Origin of the sequence: Rhodococcus sp. T9N (assembly GCF_024436645.1) — a bacterium.
GTDB lineage: Bacteria > Actinomycetota > Actinomycetes > Mycobacteriales > Mycobacteriaceae > Rhodococcus_F > Rhodococcus_F qingshengii.
The window spans coordinates 549,578-565,401 of the sequence record NZ_JAMSKS010000002.1 but is presented as its reverse complement, the minus strand read 5'-3'; the positions used below and the strand labels follow the sequence as shown (position 1 = coordinate 565,401).

14 protein-coding genes and 1 riboswitch are annotated in these 15,824 nt (G+C 62.7%); of the genes, 6 read left to right on the top strand and 8 right to left on the bottom strand.

The genetic code is table 11. The annotated features are described in order from the left end of the window. Nucleotides 1-40 precede the first annotated feature (40 nt). Both gabT and M1L53_RS06310 read left to right on the top strand, forming a co-directional pair. Nucleotides 41-1,405: a 4-aminobutyrate--2-oxoglutarate transaminase gene (gene gabT, locus M1L53_RS06315; RefSeq protein ID WP_007727077.1), complete on the top strand. Its 1,365-nt coding sequence runs from the start codon at nt 41-43 to the stop codon at nt 1,403-1,405. Between the two features lies 1 nt (nt 1,406). Beyond that, nucleotides 1,407-2,852 carry an NAD-dependent succinate-semialdehyde dehydrogenase gene (locus M1L53_RS06310; protein ID WP_042922728.1) on the top strand — a complete coding sequence of 482 codons (1,446 nt, stop codon included), beginning with the start codon at nt 1,407-1,409 and terminating at the stop codon, nt 2,850-2,852. A gap of 52 nt (nt 2,853-2,904) precedes the next feature. Here M1L53_RS06310 and dszD read toward each other — a convergent pair whose 3' ends face one another. The 3 genes from dszD to M1L53_RS06295 all read right to left on the bottom strand — a co-directional run bounded on the left by dszD (nt 2,905) and on the right by M1L53_RS06295 (nt 5,284). Next, nucleotides 2,905-3,483, bottom strand: a complete 579-nt coding sequence (gene dszD / locus M1L53_RS06305) for an NADH:FMN oxidoreductase DszD (protein ID WP_003941189.1) — start codon at nt 3,481-3,483, stop codon at nt 2,905-2,907. A gap of 208 nt (nt 3,484-3,691) precedes the next feature. Next, nucleotides 3,692-4,165, bottom strand: a complete 474-nt coding sequence (locus M1L53_RS06300; RefSeq protein WP_003941167.1) for a YbaK/EbsC family protein — start codon at nt 4,163-4,165, stop codon at nt 3,692-3,694. 15 nt (nt 4,166-4,180) lie between these two features. Then, nucleotides 4,181-5,284, bottom strand: coding sequence for a membrane protein (locus M1L53_RS06295; protein WP_003941129.1), 1,104 nt, complete (start codon nt 5,282-5,284; stop codon nt 4,181-4,183). A gap of 126 nt (nt 5,285-5,410) precedes the next feature. Between M1L53_RS06295 and M1L53_RS06290 the strand changes: the two genes are divergently transcribed. The 3 genes from M1L53_RS06290 (at nt 5,411) to M1L53_RS06280 (ending at nt 9,970) form a co-directional block, all read left to right on the top strand. Then, complete coding sequence (locus tag M1L53_RS06290; protein WP_054187932.1) at nt 5,411-5,995, top strand: TetR/AcrR family transcriptional regulator; 585 nt, start codon at nt 5,411-5,413, stop codon at nt 5,993-5,995. A 45-nt stretch (nt 5,996-6,040) separates the two neighbouring features. Continuing rightward, nucleotides 6,041-6,214, top strand: a riboswitch (M-box (ykoK) riboswitch). Between the two features lie 348 nt (nt 6,215-6,562). Continuing rightward, entirely contained in the window at nt 6,563-9,256 is a 2,694-nt protein-coding gene (gene mgtA, locus M1L53_RS06285; RefSeq protein ID WP_054187875.1) for a magnesium-translocating P-type ATPase, read from the top strand. A 9-nt stretch (nt 9,257-9,265) separates the two neighbouring features. Beyond that, nucleotides 9,266-9,970: an MgtC/SapB family protein gene (locus M1L53_RS06280; RefSeq protein ID WP_003941187.1), complete on the top strand. Its 705-nt coding sequence runs from the start codon at nt 9,266-9,268 to the stop codon at nt 9,968-9,970. An 18-nt stretch (nt 9,971-9,988) separates the two neighbouring features. On the opposite strand, the gene M1L53_RS06275 is transcribed toward M1L53_RS06280, so the two are convergent. The 5 genes from M1L53_RS06275 to M1L53_RS06255 all read right to left on the bottom strand — a co-directional run bounded on the left by M1L53_RS06275 (nt 9,989) and on the right by M1L53_RS06255 (nt 14,370). Then, on the bottom strand, nt 9,989-11,350 hold the full coding sequence (locus tag M1L53_RS06275; protein ID WP_054187876.1) for a lipase family protein: 1,362 nt from the start codon (nt 11,348-11,350) through the stop codon (nt 9,989-9,991). 64 nt (nt 11,351-11,414) lie between these two features. Then, nucleotides 11,415-11,864 carry a GNAT family N-acetyltransferase gene (locus M1L53_RS06270; protein WP_054187877.1) on the bottom strand — a complete coding sequence of 150 codons (450 nt, stop codon included), beginning with the start codon at nt 11,862-11,864 and terminating at the stop codon, nt 11,415-11,417. Nucleotides 11,865-11,882: 18 nt separating this feature from the next. Next, nucleotides 11,883-12,359: a GNAT family N-acetyltransferase gene (locus M1L53_RS06265; protein WP_050655991.1), complete on the bottom strand. Its 477-nt coding sequence runs from the start codon at nt 12,357-12,359 to the stop codon at nt 11,883-11,885. A gap of 176 nt (nt 12,360-12,535) precedes the next feature. Beyond that, nucleotides 12,536-13,657: a DUF475 domain-containing protein gene (locus M1L53_RS06260; protein ID WP_054187878.1), complete on the bottom strand. Its 1,122-nt coding sequence runs from the start codon at nt 13,655-13,657 to the stop codon at nt 12,536-12,538. A 137-nt stretch (nt 13,658-13,794) separates the two neighbouring features. Continuing rightward, complete coding sequence (locus M1L53_RS06255) at nt 13,795-14,370, bottom strand: TerD family protein (RefSeq protein WP_003941199.1); 576 nt, start codon at nt 14,368-14,370, stop codon at nt 13,795-13,797. A gap of 243 nt (nt 14,371-14,613) precedes the next feature. On the opposite strand from M1L53_RS06255, the gene M1L53_RS06250 reads away from it, so the two are divergent. Next, nucleotides 14,614-15,759: a hypothetical protein gene (locus tag M1L53_RS06250; protein WP_007727045.1), complete on the top strand. Its 1,146-nt coding sequence runs from the start codon at nt 14,614-14,616 to the stop codon at nt 15,757-15,759. The last annotated feature ends 65 nt before the right edge of the window (nt 15,760-15,824 follow it).

Genomic DNA, 15,824 nt, shown 5'->3' with positions numbered 1-15,824 from the left:
CGCATACTCGAATGCAATACACAACCGAGAGGGTGGTCACATGAGTGCAATCGAATACCGGCTTCCGCAGGAGCGTCGCATCGTCACGGAGTTCCCGGGCCCGCGCTCGGCTGCGCTCGCCGAACGCCGTAAGAAGGTCGTCGGCGCCGGCGTCGCATCCACCCTCCCGGTCTACGTCGCCGACGCAGACGGCGGAGTCATCGTCGACGTCGACGGCAACTCGCTGATCGACCTCGGTGCCGGTATCGCGGTGACCAGCGTCGGCGCTTCCAACCCGGCCGTCGTGTCCGCCGTTCAGGATCAGGTCGCGCACTTCACCCACACCTGTTTCATGGTCGCTCCGTACGAGGGCTACGTCGAGGTCGCCGAGCGTCTCGCCGAGCTCACCCCCGGTGACCACGAGAAGCGTTCCGTGCTGTTCAACTCCGGCGCAGAAGCCGTCGAGAACGCCGTCAAGATCGCCCGTCACGCAACCGGTCGCGACGCAGTCGTCGTCTTCGACCACGCGTACCACGGCCGCACCAACCTCACGATGGCACTGACCTCGAAGTCCATGCCGTACAAGAGCGGCTTCGGTCCGTTCGCCCCCGAGGTCTACCGCGTCCCGATGTCCTACCCGTACCGCGAGGGCCTCAACGTCGATGGCTCCAAGATCACCGGTGAGCAGGCCGCACAGCGCGCCATCACGATGATCGAGAAGCAGGTCGGTGCTGCCAACACGGCCGCCATCCTCATCGAGCCCATTCAGGGCGAGGGCGGATTCATCGTTCCCGCAGAAGGATTCCTCCCGACGCTCGTCGCGTGGGCCAAGGAGAACGGCGTCGTCTTCATCGCCGACGAGGTTCAGGCAGGCTTCGCTCGTACCGGCGCCTGGTTCGCCAGCGATCACGAGGGCATCGTCCCCGACCTGGTCACTCTCGCCAAGGGCATCGCAGGCGGCATGCCGCTCGCCGCTGTCACGGGCCGCGCCGAGCTCATCGACGCCGTCCACCCCGGCGGCCTCGGTGGCACCTACGGCGGTAACCCCGTCGCCTGCGCCGCTGCATTGGCGTCCATCGACCAGATGCGTGAGCTCGACCTCTGTGGCCGCGCACGCACCATCGAGTCGACCGTCGTCGGCCGAATGAACGCACTGGCAAAGGAACTCGACGTCATCGGTGACGTTCGCGGTCGCGGCGCGATGCTCGCCATCGAGCTGGTCAAGCCCGGTGGGCAGGAGCCGGACGCCGACATCACCAAGAAGATCGCCGCCGAATGCCTCGCTGCCGGCGTCGTGATCCTCACCTGCGGTACCTACGGCAACGTCATCCGTCTGCTCCCGCCGCTGGTCATCTCCGAAGAGCTGCTCGACGACGCGTTGACCGTCCTCGAGACCGCCATCCGCACTGCAGCACAGGGGAACTGACATGTCCAACGTCTCGGATCTTCTCGACTCGGTACCCAAGGGTCTCTGGCTCGGCGGCAAGCTCGTCCCGGCCGAGAAGACCTTTGCGGTCTACAACCCGGCAACGGGTGAGGAACTCGCCCAGGTAGCCGACGCCACCGCTGCCGACGGTATCCGTGCGCTCGACCTCGCCGCTGCGGCGCAGGAAGACTGGGCGGCCACTCCGGCACGTGTACGCGGCGAGATCCTGCGCACCGCCTTCGAATTGCTGCACGCCCGCGCCGAGGACTTCGCGCTGATGATGACCCTGGAAATGGGTAAGTCGTTGGCAGAGAGCCGCGGTGAGGTCAACTACGGCGGCGAATTCCTGCGCTGGTTCAGCGAGGAAGCAGTACGCATCGGCGGACGTTTCACGCAGGCTCCGGCCGGCAACGGTCGCATCCTGGTCACCAAGGAAGCCGTCGGACCGGTCCTCGCGATCACCCCGTGGAACTTCCCGCTCGCCATGGGCACACGCAAGATCGGACCGGCGCTGGCTGCCGGTTGCACCATCATCGTCAAGCCCGCCGAGGACACGCCGCTGACCATGCAGCTCCTCGGTCAGGTGTTCGCCGATGCCGGTCTGCCCGACGGTGTGCTCTCGATCCTCCCGACGTCCGACGCGGCCTCCATCAGTGGGCCGCTGATGGAAGATGCGCGTCTGCGCAAGGTCACCTTCACCGGCTCCACTGGCGTCGGAAAGTTGTTGGTGCGCAATGCTGCTGACAAGCTGCTCCGCACGTCGATGGAACTCGGTGGTAATGCGCCGTTCATCGTCTTCGACGACGCCGACATCGACGCAGCTGTCGACGGCGCAATGCTCGCGAAGATGCGTAACGGCGGCGAGGCCTGCACCGCGGCCAACCGCATCTACGTCGCCAACTCGGTGCGCGAGGAGTTCACCGACAAGTTCACCGCCAAGGTTGCGGCCTTGAAGGTGGGCGCCGGTGACGCCGAGGGCACCAACATCGGACCGCTGATCAACACCAAGCAACTCGCAACCGTCACCGGACTCGTCGACGACGCCGTGTCCAAGGGTGCTCGCGTTCGCACCGGTGGATCGGCACCCGAAGGCCCCGGGTTCTTCTTCACCCCGACGGTCCTCGACCAGGTGCCCGCCGACGCGCGCCTGCTGAAGGAAGAGATCTTCGGACCCGTTGCGGCAGTGGTCGGTTTCGACACCGAAGACGAAGCGATCGCGGCTGCGAACAACACCGAGTACGGTCTCGTGGCGTACTTCTACACCCGCGACATCGACCGTGCAATGCGCGTCTCGGCCAAGCTGGACACCGGCATGGTGGGCGTCAATCGCGGCGCGATCTCCGATGCTGCCGCGCCGTTCGGTGGGGTGAAGGAATCGGGCTTCGGCCGTGAAGGCGGAACCGAGGGTATCGACGAGTATCTCGATACCAAGTACGTAGCGCTCTAACTTGCTGTGCGCCTTTATTAACCGCGGGCGGTTAATAAAGGCGCACAGTTGTCTATTGACCTAACGGAGTCGGGCGGTAGTACTTGCCCTCGTGGTAGAGCAGGGGCGCGGCAGCGGATTCGTCGTCTTCTTCGGCGTGAACCCGCGTGACGAGTCCGATGACCAGCGTGTGGTCGCCGACAGGGATCAGCTGGTCGACCTTGACGCGCATCCAGCTGGGGGTGCCGTGCAGCACCGGCTCCCCGGTGTCGAGCACTGCCCACAGTGACTCGTCTGCAAAACGCTGATCGGCACTACGCGCAAAGCGCTGGGCCAGATGCTGCTGATGTTCGCCGAGAAGGTGGATCACCAAGGACTCGGCTGCCTTGAGTGCATTGATGCTCGACGACGTCTCCGCGATGTTGAACGAGACGAGCGGCGGCTCGAGGGAGACGGACGAGAACGAGGTGGCGGTGAAACCCACCGGGCCGGTACCCGAATCGAGGGTCACGACGGTGACACCGGCGGGGTGGCGGCGAAGCGCAGCGCGGTAGTCACCGGCGCAGATGCCGGTGGACAACTCGGGCGTCGCTGCTACTTCGGGGACGTCGGGGGTGGTGTGGCTGGAAACGGCATTCGGCTTGTCAGACAACGGGAACTCTCCGGCTGGAACTCGAGGTGTGCGGTGTGGTCGAGGTGACTGCGCTCGGCATACACAGACAGGCGTCGGTGCGGCACAGATCTACGTGCCGTCGACGCCAGTGGTTGCCGGCCGGGGTCCTGGTTGCAGTGCACATGGTGCGTCCAACTATAGGTGGACGCACGTCTGAGTGGTTTCGGACCGGGTTGGCTGAAGTGCGTCAGTCCATGTCGACGGCGAGGCCGGCGGTGATTCGGAGGAGTTCGGAGTACGTCGTGCGAAAGACCGTGTTGGGGTGCCCGGCGGCTGCCCACAACTCGGGGTACTGCTCGAGGGCGGTATCGATGTAGGTGGGCAGGTTGGTGGGATGCCCGAGCGGAGCGACCCCACCGATCGGCTGGCCCGTCGCGGACTTCGCCATCTCCAGCGGCGCCCGCGTGAGCTTGCCTTCGAGGCGTTCGCCGGTGGCCTTCAGATTCACCTGATGCGCGCCGGAGACCAGCAGCAGGACCGGATCGTCGTCGAGAAGGAACACCAGTGACTTGGTGATCGCGCCTACCTCCACCCCTACGGCCGCCGCTGCCTCGGCCGCGGTGTGCGTGGCGTCGGGCTGCGTGACGATGACGCCGTGGTGACCCCGCGAGATCAGTGTTTCGGCGACGTGCGAGGCGTTGGGGTGGAGGAGGCTCGTCATGAGTTCAGACTAGGACTAGTCGGCGTTCGCCACAGCTGGAGTCGGCGTCGTGTCGGTGGACTTTCGGTTACGGCGGATCGTGAAGCCGAACAGCATGACCGCACCGATCAGCGCGTAAAGGAAAAGCGTCAGAGCAGGCTGGCCGACGCCGACGTTGTTGAAGTAGACGATGCTCCGCACGCCTTCGGTGCCGGCGCCGGGTGTGATCCACCGGCCGATGGCGGCATAGAACGAGGGAATCACGTTGGAGCCGAATGCGCCTCCCGCACTGGGATTGCCGAGAATCACGAAGACGGCGATAGCCAGCGGGACTGCCAGAACGCCGATGGCGGCGCGCAATCCGAGTGTGAACATGGCGGTGCCGAACACCACGGCTGTTCCCAGGATCCAGAGCGGGAACCAGTGGCCGGCGAAGGTTCCGAGTACGTGTGAGGTGATGAGGGCGCCGAGGGCTCCCGAGATGATCGAGTAGATCGCGATCACGCCCGTGTGTGCGCTTGCCTGGCGGAGAGTCTTCGGCGCACCGATGAACAGTCCGATGGCTGCCGCAAGGAGATAGCCGCCGACGACCCAGCCGACCGAGAGGTAGAAGCCCGAGAGGCCGCGGTTGTCGTGGGCTCCGACGGGGATCTCGTCGCGGACGACGAACTGTCGGTCCTGTGTCGCCTCGACCTTCGTGAACACCGCTTCGAGTGACGTCGCGATGGAGCTGCCGCCTGCGCTCGCGGTGATCAGGGTGTCCGGTCCGGCCGGGTTGATGACAAACGCGCCCTGGATCTCGCGGTCGTTGATCATGCGGCGAGCGGTCGCCGTGCTGTCGACCACCTGAGCGTCGAGCGGGCTGCCGTCGATGGCGTTGAGTTTGTCGGCGATCTGCTGATCCATGCCGTCGGGTGTGCCCTGATCGGCGATGACCGCGATTTCGATGTCTCGCGGAGTCGGCTGATGGAAGGCGGCGACGTAGCTGAGGATGAAGCCCATCTGCAGCAGGAGCACGCCGACGAACAGCGCGGCCATCACCTTGGGTGCGCCGTATTTCACCAGCAGATTGTCGTGGTGGTGTTCGTCGTGGGTGGAGCTGTTGTCTGGTGCGGCGTGTGCCGGATGCGTAGTGGTCACGAAAGAGTCCTGATCTTGTCGAAAGTAAAGAGCTTGTCAATACCCGAGGTATTGAATACTCTAGGTATCGTGACTGAATCTCGTCAACCGGACTGGACGCCGGTAACCCGCCCCGGACGTGACGTGGTGCGGCAAAGACTGCTCGACGCTGCGGCGGAAGAGTTTGCGGAGCGCGGATTCAGTGCCGCACGTCTCACTGAAGTTGCTCGCCGAGCGGGCTTCACCAAGGGGGCTGTCTACTCCAACTTCGAGTCGAAACAAGATCTGTTCGCCGAACTGTTCGCGCAACGGTCTCTCGAACTGGCCGGCCGGGTGCTTGCCGAGATCGCCGGGATGAACCCGTCCGACGCGGCGGGCAAAGGTGGCGAGGCCATTGCCACGTGGATGGTCGACGACCCGGGGTGGTCACTGCTCGTCCTCGAATTCGGAGTGCTCGCCGGACGTGATCCGCAGATCGCACAGGCGTACTTACGTGAGCGTCGCCACTTGCGCAGTCAACTCGTGGAGTTGATCGGCGAACGTGCCCGAGAATGGGGAGTGGATGATTCCTTCGATGTGCGGACCACTGCAATCTCGTTGATGGCCTTGATATCCGGGCTCGTTCTCGAACACTCCGTGGATCCGGAAGAAGTTGATCAGAGCGTGATGGGTGCCGCCGTGACGGCACTCTTCGCCGGCGCCGTCGCACGGGCAGGATTGCCCGCCGTCTGAGTTGCTCGGTTGACAGGCAACAGATTTGAGAACTACCCTCTGGGTGCAGTACCTCGTTAGGTGAGGCTTCTGCACGAACACAGGCCACTGATCTCACGACGTCGAGAGACGCCCAAGGTTAGGACAGATCTCCCCGGCTTAAGGGGTGATCCAAAGTGGCTTCCCGGTCTTGATCGGGACACGTCGTGCAGTGCCAAAACTCGGACGTGGAGGTGTTTTCGCAGCTTGATGCCGGTTTCTTCCGGCGAAGGCGAGAGTACGTCGATATTCGGTTCTCCTGGCGTGTGCTGTGCGCATGTACTTTGTGTGGCGTCATCGGACGCCCCGAACTTTCAGGAGGTGACCATCGTGGACGACCCGCCGAGTCGATATTCGACCCATCCTTCTGTTCTTGCCGACGATGCTCACCCCGGTCTTTTGCTCTTCAGTCACTGACTCTTTGCATCCTCGGCTTCATCTGCGCGGCTTTGCCGCGTCCGCTGACGACTTCCATTGTCGCTCAGCGCATTCTGCTGCCCTCATGCACTGGCATGGTCCGGCGTGTTCGGGCAGCCGAGGAGATTCGTCATGTCATTTTCCGTTCTCGCATTGCGGCCACGGCCCACGAGAAACAGTGCACAACAAACACATTCAACAGTCCTGGCAAAGGAAAGCGCACAGGAATTGGTCGACTACTCGGCCTCGGACACGCGCACCGTCCTCGCCGATCTGACCACGACGGCCAACGGCCTTCGCGACGATCAGATCGACGATCTTCGTCGGCAATACGGGCGCAACGATGTCCGCCACGACCGCCCGGCGCCGGCAATCGTGCAGTTCGCGGGGGCCTTCAAGAACCCGTTCATCCTGATCCTGGTATTCCTCGCCCTGATCATGGTCGGGACCGACGTGGTCTGGGCGGACCCCGAGGACGGTCCTTCCTACGAGGGCATCATCACTCTCGGGTTGATGATCTTTGTCAGTGTCTCACTGAGGTTCTGGCAGGAATACCGTTCGAGCCGCGCCGCCGAGGCGCTCAAGGCGATGGTTACGACGACCGTCGCGGCCACCCGCAAGATCAACAACACCGTGGTCACGGCTGAGATTCCGATCGAGCAGTTACTGCCAGGTGATGTAGTCCAGCTTGCCGCCGGCGACATGATCCCGGCCGATGTCCGCATCATCCGGGCCAAGGATCTACAGGTCAATCAGTCCATGCTCAGCGGTGAATCGATGCCGGCCGAGAAGTCGGCGGACCCGTCGTCGGGGATCGACGTCGATCGCCTGCTCGAAGCCGAGAACATCGGGTTCATGGGTACTTCCGTCGTGTCGGGCAGCGGCACCGCCGTTGCGGTACACACCGGCAAGCGGACCTACTTCGGTGCCATGACAGCACAATTGGCGTCCAAGCGACCCGAAACCAGCTTCGACGTCGGGGTGCGCAGTGTCAGCTACCTGCTGATCAAGTTCATGCTGATCATGGTTCCCGCGGTGTTCATCATCAACGGACTGACCAAGGACTGGAGCCAAGCACTACTCTTCGGCGTCGCCACCGCGGTGGGGTTGACTCCGGAAATGTTGCCGCTCATCGTGACGGCGAACCTGGCCAAGGGTGCGCTCCACATGTCGCGCAAGAAGGTGATCGTCAAGCAGATCAACGCGATTCAGAACTTCGGTGCCATGGACGTTCTGTGCACGGACAAGACCGGAACTCTCACCGAGGACCGCATCGTTCTCGGTGAGCATCTCGATACTGCCGGACGTAAGTCCGAGGACGTATTGCGGCTAGCGGCGGTCAATTCCGTGAATCAGACCGGATTGCGCAGTCTTCTCGACGACGCGGTGATCGAGGCCGCCGGTCCCGAAGTGGTCGAGGAGATCTCGCGTCGCCACGGGTTGGTGGACGAGATTCCCTTCGACTTCAAGCGCCGTCGACTCTCCGTGGTGGTCGACCACGGAGACGCCGATCTGATCGTAACCAAAGGTGCAGTGGAAGAGCTCCTTTCGGTCTGTGAATCGGTGGAACTGGACGGGGTGACCCACCAATTGACACCGGGATGGCTGGCCCGAGTCGACCGTCTGGTCGCGGAGCTGAACGGTCAAGGTAAGCGAGTGCTTGCGGTGGCAACCAAGACAGTCGTCGAAGAGCAGCGCCGCGAGTACTCGACGGCCGACGAAGAGGGCATGACCCTGGTTGGACTGCTGGCCTTCCTCGACCCGCCGAAGGAATCTGCGGCCGGGGCGATCGAAGCCCTCGCGAGCCACGGAGTCGCGGTCAAGGTAGTGACGGGTGACAACGAACTGGTCGCCGAAACCGTCTGCGGCAAAGTCGGTATCGACGTGGGAGCTGTTGTATCCGGCGCCGAGATCGAAGCGTTGAGCGACGACGCCCTCGACGAGTTGGTGCAGCGGACAACCGTATTCGCGAAGACGGATCCGATGCAGAAGGCACGCATTGTCGAATCGCTGCGCCGGGTCGGCCACACGGTTGGTTTCCTCGGTGACGGTGTCAACGACGCACCCGCACTGCGGGCTGCGGACGTCGGCATCTCCGTTGACACAGCGGCGGACATCGCCCGCGAATCCGCGGACATCATCTTGCTGGAGAAGGACCTCGGTGTACTCGAACAAGGAGTCATCGAAGGGCGTCGTACCTTCGGAAACATCCAGAAGTACATCAAGATGACTGCGTCGTCGAACTTCGGGAACGTCTTCTCGGTGCTCGTCGCCAGTGCCCTGCTGCCGTTCATCCCCATGATTCCCGTAGTTCTGTTGTTGCAGAACCTGATCTACGATCTCTCGATGCTCACGATCCCGTGGGACCGTGTCGACGACGACTTCCTCGCGAAGCCCCGCAAGTGGGAGACCAAGAGCCTTCGCCGGTTCATGGTGTTCATCGGCCCGATCAGTTCGATCTTCGATATCTCGACGTTCGCGCTGATGTGGTTCGTGTTCGCCGCCAACTCTCCCGAGCATGCAGCGCTGTTCCAATCGGGTTGGTTCATCGAGTCATTGATCTCGCAGACGCTGATCGTTCACATGATCCGCACCCGCAAGATCCCGTTCATCCAGTCGCGTGCATCGCTGCCGGTACTGCTCAGCACAGGCGCCGCCTGCGTCTTCGCGCTGGTGTTCCCGTTCACGTCCTGGGGTCATTCCCTCGGGTTGGTTTCACTGCCGTGGAACTACTTCCCGTGGCTGGTCCTCACTCTCGCGGCATACTGCGTCGTCACGCAGGTGGCCAAGGGAATGTTCATCCGTCGATTCGCGACCTGGCTCTAGGAGTTCACCGTGGAAATCCACGTCATCCTTGTGCGGATAGCGCTCGGGCTCGTCCTCGGCGCTGCCGTCGGGATCGAAAGGCAATGGCGCGCAAGGATGGCGGGTCTGCGAACCAACGCGTTGGTGAGCTTGGGTGCGACGCTCTTCGTCATCATGGGCGCGTACGGGTTTCAGGGCCCGGACGCTGATCCGACGCGCGTCGCAGCGCAGATCGTCTCGGGGATCGGTTTCCTCGGTGCTGGAGTGATCATGAAGCAGGGTGCGTCGGTCACCGGCCTGAACACTGCCGCCACTCTGTGGGCCACTGCCGCCGTCGGCGCACTGGCAGGTGGCGGAATGTACTGGGTCGCGGTGTTCGGTGCCGGCGCAATCATGTTGGCGAACACGCTGTTGAGGCCGTTGGGCCGGATGATGGATCACCAGCCTGCCCGAACCGGACGCGAAGAACCACCCGCGGACTACACCTTCGAGGTGACCTGTCACGGCGACGCCGAAGCTCACATCAGAGGTCTTACCGTGCAGTCCATTTCGAGGCCCGAGTTTCAGCTCCGGTCAGTGCAGTCCTTCGACATCCCGGACAGCGACCGCGTGCGGGTGGTGGCCGAACTGGCTGCCGCGGAGCGAGACGACGGACTCCTGGAATCCGCCGTCAGCCGACTTAGCCTTGAACCGTTGGTGACTCACGTTCGGTGGGAGGTGGAACCGTCGAAGTAGATTCGGGGTCGCTGTCAGTCAGCGCGCATGTTCTTGCGGCGCAAGTGAGTTCCCCGGTGCAATGTTCGCGCAGTTGGACGGTGCAGGCTTGCCGTTCAAGCGGTCGTCGACCCAGCCGAGCGCACCGGGGAGCCAGAGCATGGCGCCGAGGAAGTGGCTGATGGTGTCGTACTGGTCGTACTGAATCGCCAGGCCGGCGTCGCAGTACTTGCGTGCGAGGGTGCGGACGTCGCCCGTGATCATCACGCCGTCTCCCGCTCCGACACCGGGGCCGCCGGGTTGGGTGCCCTCGATGGTGCCGTTGGCCGCCTGCGCGATGAACATCGGAATGGTCGGTGTCGCCGCGGTGCCCATGTTGATCTTGTTCACGACATCGACGTACTCGGGAACCGTATTGGGATCGGCGTACTCGGGTTTGACCAGATCCTGCCAGGTCAGTCCGGGATACTGTGCCAGCACATTGCCGATGGACGCGTCTTCGAGTCGAGCCATGACGTCGCGTCCACGGTCGCTGAGATACTTCCCGAAATCGATGTCGTACGAACGCGCAACGCCGACGACTGCCATGCCGACCACGCCGCCCCACCCGATGCTTCCGCTCGCGTAGCGAAGGTTGTTGGCCGGATTGACCAGCACGCCTCCCTGCGCGGCACCGATCAAGTTGTCGTTGATCTCCGGTGCATATGCGGGAGCGAGTATCGAAGCCCAGTTGGTGGCGATCGCTCCGCCGGAGTAACCCATCAGCGCGATCTCTGCGTCGTCGGTGATTCCGGTTTCCGGGACATCGCGGGCGGCACGCAGAGCGTCGAGCGTCATCATCCCGTATTCGGGTCCGGCAGCGAAGTTTGCATCCGGGCCCTCGGTGTCCGGGACGACGATCGTGTAGCCCAATGCGAAGAGCGGCCCGAACAAGGCTGCCTCGATGGACGTGAAGGTACCGCCGACGTTGAAATTGCGCCCACTCGGCGTCCAATCTCCGATCGGGGTGTTGCCCGCGATGGCCCGCGACGGACTGTCGTCGGGGTTCAGTGAATCGTAAAAGGATTGGTACGAAACAACTTTATCCGGTTGAGCGTTGGCCGGGCGCAGGATCGAGGTGACGTTGGCCGACGGCTGACCGAGGGCGTCGGTTGATCGGTAGAGAACCTGCACTGCCTGTATCGGGGTCGGGATGTTGAGAATGGTGTACGGCACGGTGCGAGTCTCGAGGACCGCGCCTGGAGCGTACGACGAGAGAGGCGCCGCGCCCTCGTAGCTGTAGAAACTGTCATCAGGGGACTGGGCAAGAGCCGGCTGCGCGAGTGCTGCCGGTGCACCGACGCCTGTCAGTGCAACCGCGAGTACTCCGACAACTGTGCGAGATAAGACCCTTGACGACATACTCGTCCTCCACATTGGTGTGCCACGCCCCACCCTGAGATCGCGGTGTGACGACCACCATATATTACTCGCGGGTAATGTGGGGATCGGTCAGATCGGGCGCAGGCTCGAGGTCTCGGCGTAGGAAGATTTCGGAGGGCTCGCCTGGGAGTAACAGAACTCCCGCGTCGGTATATCCCATTGCGCGATAGAAGTTCTGGGCTGATTCGTCGGCGAGTGTGGAGGTGAGGACCTGCGAGTGTCCCGCGCGGCTCATGCGTTTTTCCCAACCTGTGACCAAAGCGCGCCCGATGCCTTGGCCGCGGTTCGGAGACAGGACGGTCAGCATGTTCATGAACGGAATCTCGTCCCAGAACAAGCCCCAGCGCAGCCATCCGATTGGATTACCGTTGTCCTCGGCGATGAGTATCCGGCCGCGTTGGACCACTGACGCGAGTTCCTCGGCAGCGACGTGCGAGTCGTGCTCACGTAAGAACGGCAAGTCTGTCTGCGCTGCGACGCGAATGTTCACCACAGAAGTCAGTATCGCCGTTCAGTCGGAGTTGATGGCGTTCGGCTTGGACAGGTAGACGACTCCGGGGATGTGGCTGGGGTCCGGCGGCAATTGGGAGTAGCCCGCTCGGGTGTACAGGCGAATGTTCCGCAGGCTCCTGCTTCCGGTGAACAGCTCGAAACGTGTGATGTGCTCCGGAGCGTTCTGTTCCACGTGCTGCAAGAGGCGTCGGCCGAGGCCGTTGCCCGCCAAATCCGGTGCCACCATGAGGCGACCGATCTGCCATGCGGTTCCGTCCGCGGTTCCTCGCACGGCCCCGACGAGCCGTCCGCCGCGTCGTGCGGCCCAGACCGTCGACTGCTGAACCCAGGCTCGGACCGTGGGTAGGTCCTCGTGGAGCGGGGGTATGTCCATGCTGTTGTTGGAGATTGCTTCCGAAACCCAGCAACAGCGTTGTAGAACAAGGATTTCCGCGGCGTCCTCGTCCGTTGCGCGCTCTATGACTATCTCGTTCATGGTTTCCCTTACGAATAGGTTTTTCGCACCCGCAGGGCAATTGTTCACCCGCAGGCTGAATTTGGCGCGCGGCTGAACAATTGGCGCGCGGTTGTGAATGCAGAGCGTTTCAATTCAGGCATAACAAACAAAACGCCCGCGACCAATTGGTCGCGGGCGTTTCGTGAAAAAGAACGTCAGACAGTTGCCGGAGTGTTCTCGTCCAACTTCGGATCTGCGTTCGCGATTCGCTTGTTGCGAATGAGGCTGCTGATGAAAGCAGCGCCGATCAAGAAGACACCGACCAGGCCGGTGATGATCTCGTTGATGTGAACGCCGATGGACACCATCAAGATGACGGCCAGAGCGCCGATGGCCCAGTGCGCACCGTGCTCGAGGTAGACGTAATCGGAGAGCGTGCCCTTGCGGACCAGGAAGACCGTGATGGAACGGACGAACATCGCGCCGACGAAGCCGAGGCCGAGGGCGATGATGATCGGGTCTGCCGTGATGGCGAATGCGCCGATGACGCCGTCGAACGAGAAGGACGCGTCGAGGACCTCGAGGTAGAGGAACAGGAAGAAGCCGGCCTTACCGGTCGCTTTCGCGAGCTGCGTGGGGCCGCCGGACTTGGTGGTTTCTTCCTCTTCGCCTTCTTCCGGCAGATTGAACAGTTCACCCAATCCGTTGACCGCGATGTAGGTGATCATGCCCAGAACGCCCGAGATCATGACGGTGGAGACCTTGTCGTCAGCAGCGAGGAAAGAACCACTGAGAACCAGGACGATGCCGGCCACGACGACGGAGAGCTGATCGAGCTTGCCGATGCGAGCGAGCGGCTTCTCCAGCCAGGACAGCCAGGTGATCTCACGCTCTTCGAAGATGAATCCGAGGAAGAGCATCAGCAGGAACATGCCACCGAAGGCAGCGATCTGCGGGTGAGCGTCGGTGAGGATGGTTTCGTAGCTCGGCTCGCCGTTGGCGAAGTACGCGGCGTCGTCCGCAGGCGGGTTCAGTGCGAGGTCGAGTGCAGCTACGGGTCCGAGACCGGATGCAGCCCAGACGATCACGAGCGGGAACACCAGACGCATACCGAAGACGGCGATGATGACGCCGATGGTGAGGAAGATCTTCTGCCAGAATTCACTCATTCTTTGCAGAACAGTGGCGTTGATGACGGCGTTGTCGAAGGAAAGCGAGATTTCCAGAATCGACAGGATGATGACGAGGAACAGTGCCTCGGGTCCGCCGTAGATGAACGCAACGATCATCGCGAGGATCGAAATTGCGATGGATAAACCGAATATTCGCAGTACCACGGAGCGTGGCCCTTTCTAGTTGGTCAATGCAGAGTGGTTACTGCAAGCGGTCTCTCACCGCATCCGAACGTGAAAACGGGGAGGGTTCCACAGACTACTGCGGAACCTTCCCCGAGTCAGCTCGTCGAGAGCGAAGATCAGACGTTGACGCCGTAATCGCGCGCGATGCCCGCGAGGCCGGACGCGTAGCCCTGGCCGATTGCGCGGAACTTCCACTCTGCACCGTTGCGGTACAGCTCACCGAAGACCATGGCGGTCTCGGTGGAAGCGTCCTCGGAGAGGTCGTAACGAGCGAGCTCGTTGCCGTTCGACTTGTCGACGACGCGGATGTACGCGTTGCGGACCTGGCCGAAGGACTGCGAGCGAGCTTCTGCGTCGTAGATCGAAACGGGGAAGACAACGCTCTCGACCTCGGCAGGAACCGCTGCGAGGTTCACGTCGATCTGCTCGTCGTCGCCTTCGCCTTCGCCGTCCGTGTTGTCACCCTTGTGCTCGATCGAGCCGTCGGGCGAACGGAGGTTGTTGAAGAAGATGAAGTGCTGGTCGGAGAGGACCTTCTTGTTCGAGCCTGCGCCGATTGCGCTGGCGTCGAGGTCGAAAGCAGCTCCGGTGGTGGAACGTGCGTCCCAGCCCAGGCCGACGACCACTGCAGTCAGGTTCGGGGCCTCCTTCGTGAGAGAGACATTGCCGCCTTTGGTCAAGCTGACGCCCATTCAGGGGTCCTTTCAAGAGGAGAGACAAGGCCCACTACGACGCGAAGTCGTCTTGGGAGTGTGTTTACCTCCACCACCCTAACCGCAGTTCCGGTGTGTTCGCCGTAACAGCAGAATTACGAACCGAGAAGCGAAGTGCTGGACCCGTAGGATTCAATCGTGGTGGGAAGATGGTCGGAGCGCTTCAATCGGGGGGCAAGAGTGGGGGAGTCGGTCAGTCGTGCGCGGGAGGCGCAGACGGCCATGGTTTCGGCGTTCCTCGACATGGACAAGCGGCAGACCATCGCGTCGGCAGCAGTCGACGCTTCCGCCGAGCTGTACCCCGAGCGAGGGCTGCGCGCTGCGTGGGAACCCGTTCGGGATCGGTGCTTCCAGGCTGCGTCGGACTACCTCGACACATCCGAGCGCTATGGCAACGATCAGGTACTCCACCAGAACCCGAACGGTGCTCGGGCGGCGTTCGAAAAGTCGGTAGCCGAACTCGTCGAGGCGGCAAAGGGCGTCGACGCCTTCTACAACGGGCATCGTGCGCACCTCGAGCAGGCGACGGTCACGATGTCCGCCATTCCCGTCCTCGGCCAGCAGGCCCGAACCCTGGCGAACGCCGTCCGGGAAAAACTGGCTGCCACCGATCAGCGCTATCGCGAGTACCCGTCGGTGGTGACGGCCTCCGAACACCTCGACGACGCGGTTGCAGCGCTCGACAATGCGCGCTCATCCGGTCGCGCCGACGCAGTCCGCACGCGGGCCGAGAGTGTCCGCGAAGCGGTATCGGCGCTCGAGGAAGCATTGGCAGAAGCCCCGTCGACCCAGCACCGTGCCGAGATGACGATCTCCTCCGTTTCGACCAGGTTGTCGGCAGTGCGCACTCGAGTGGACCGCCTGGATCCGGCGTACTCCGCATTGCTGCGCGAGTTCAACGCCGCGAGTTCCGCTGACCTCGTCGACAACAGCAGTCGCAGCCGAGCGCATATCGATCAGGCCGACATCGATCTCAAGGAAGCGAAGCAGTCGCTGGCTGCGGGAAACCCCGAACATGCACTGGCTTTGATGGCCGAAGCCCGCGTGCACCTCGCCGACGCCGAAGCGTGTGCCGACGCCGTGACGGACCGTCTCGCTACTCTGCGTGCAGTCCGGGCAGATCCGAGCCAAAAGGAACGTGAGGTTCGTTTCCGGCTGAAAGACGCCCAGATGTTCGCTGTTAACCAAGGGTTGGTGGCGGAGTGGGGCTCCGTACTCGATGCTCAACTAGCAAGGATCGAGCGAGCGAGTGCGTCACTGTCGGGAACTCATCCGGACTACTGGTCGTATGTATTACAGCTGGACTCGGTATCGACGTTCATCACCGAAGTTGTCGAGAAGATGCGGGCGCGAGCCGGCAAAAACTGAATGGTCGGGCCGATCGGGGGATCGGAGTTGCCCGACGCGTTGTCACAGGGGGTCGTTTCATGGAC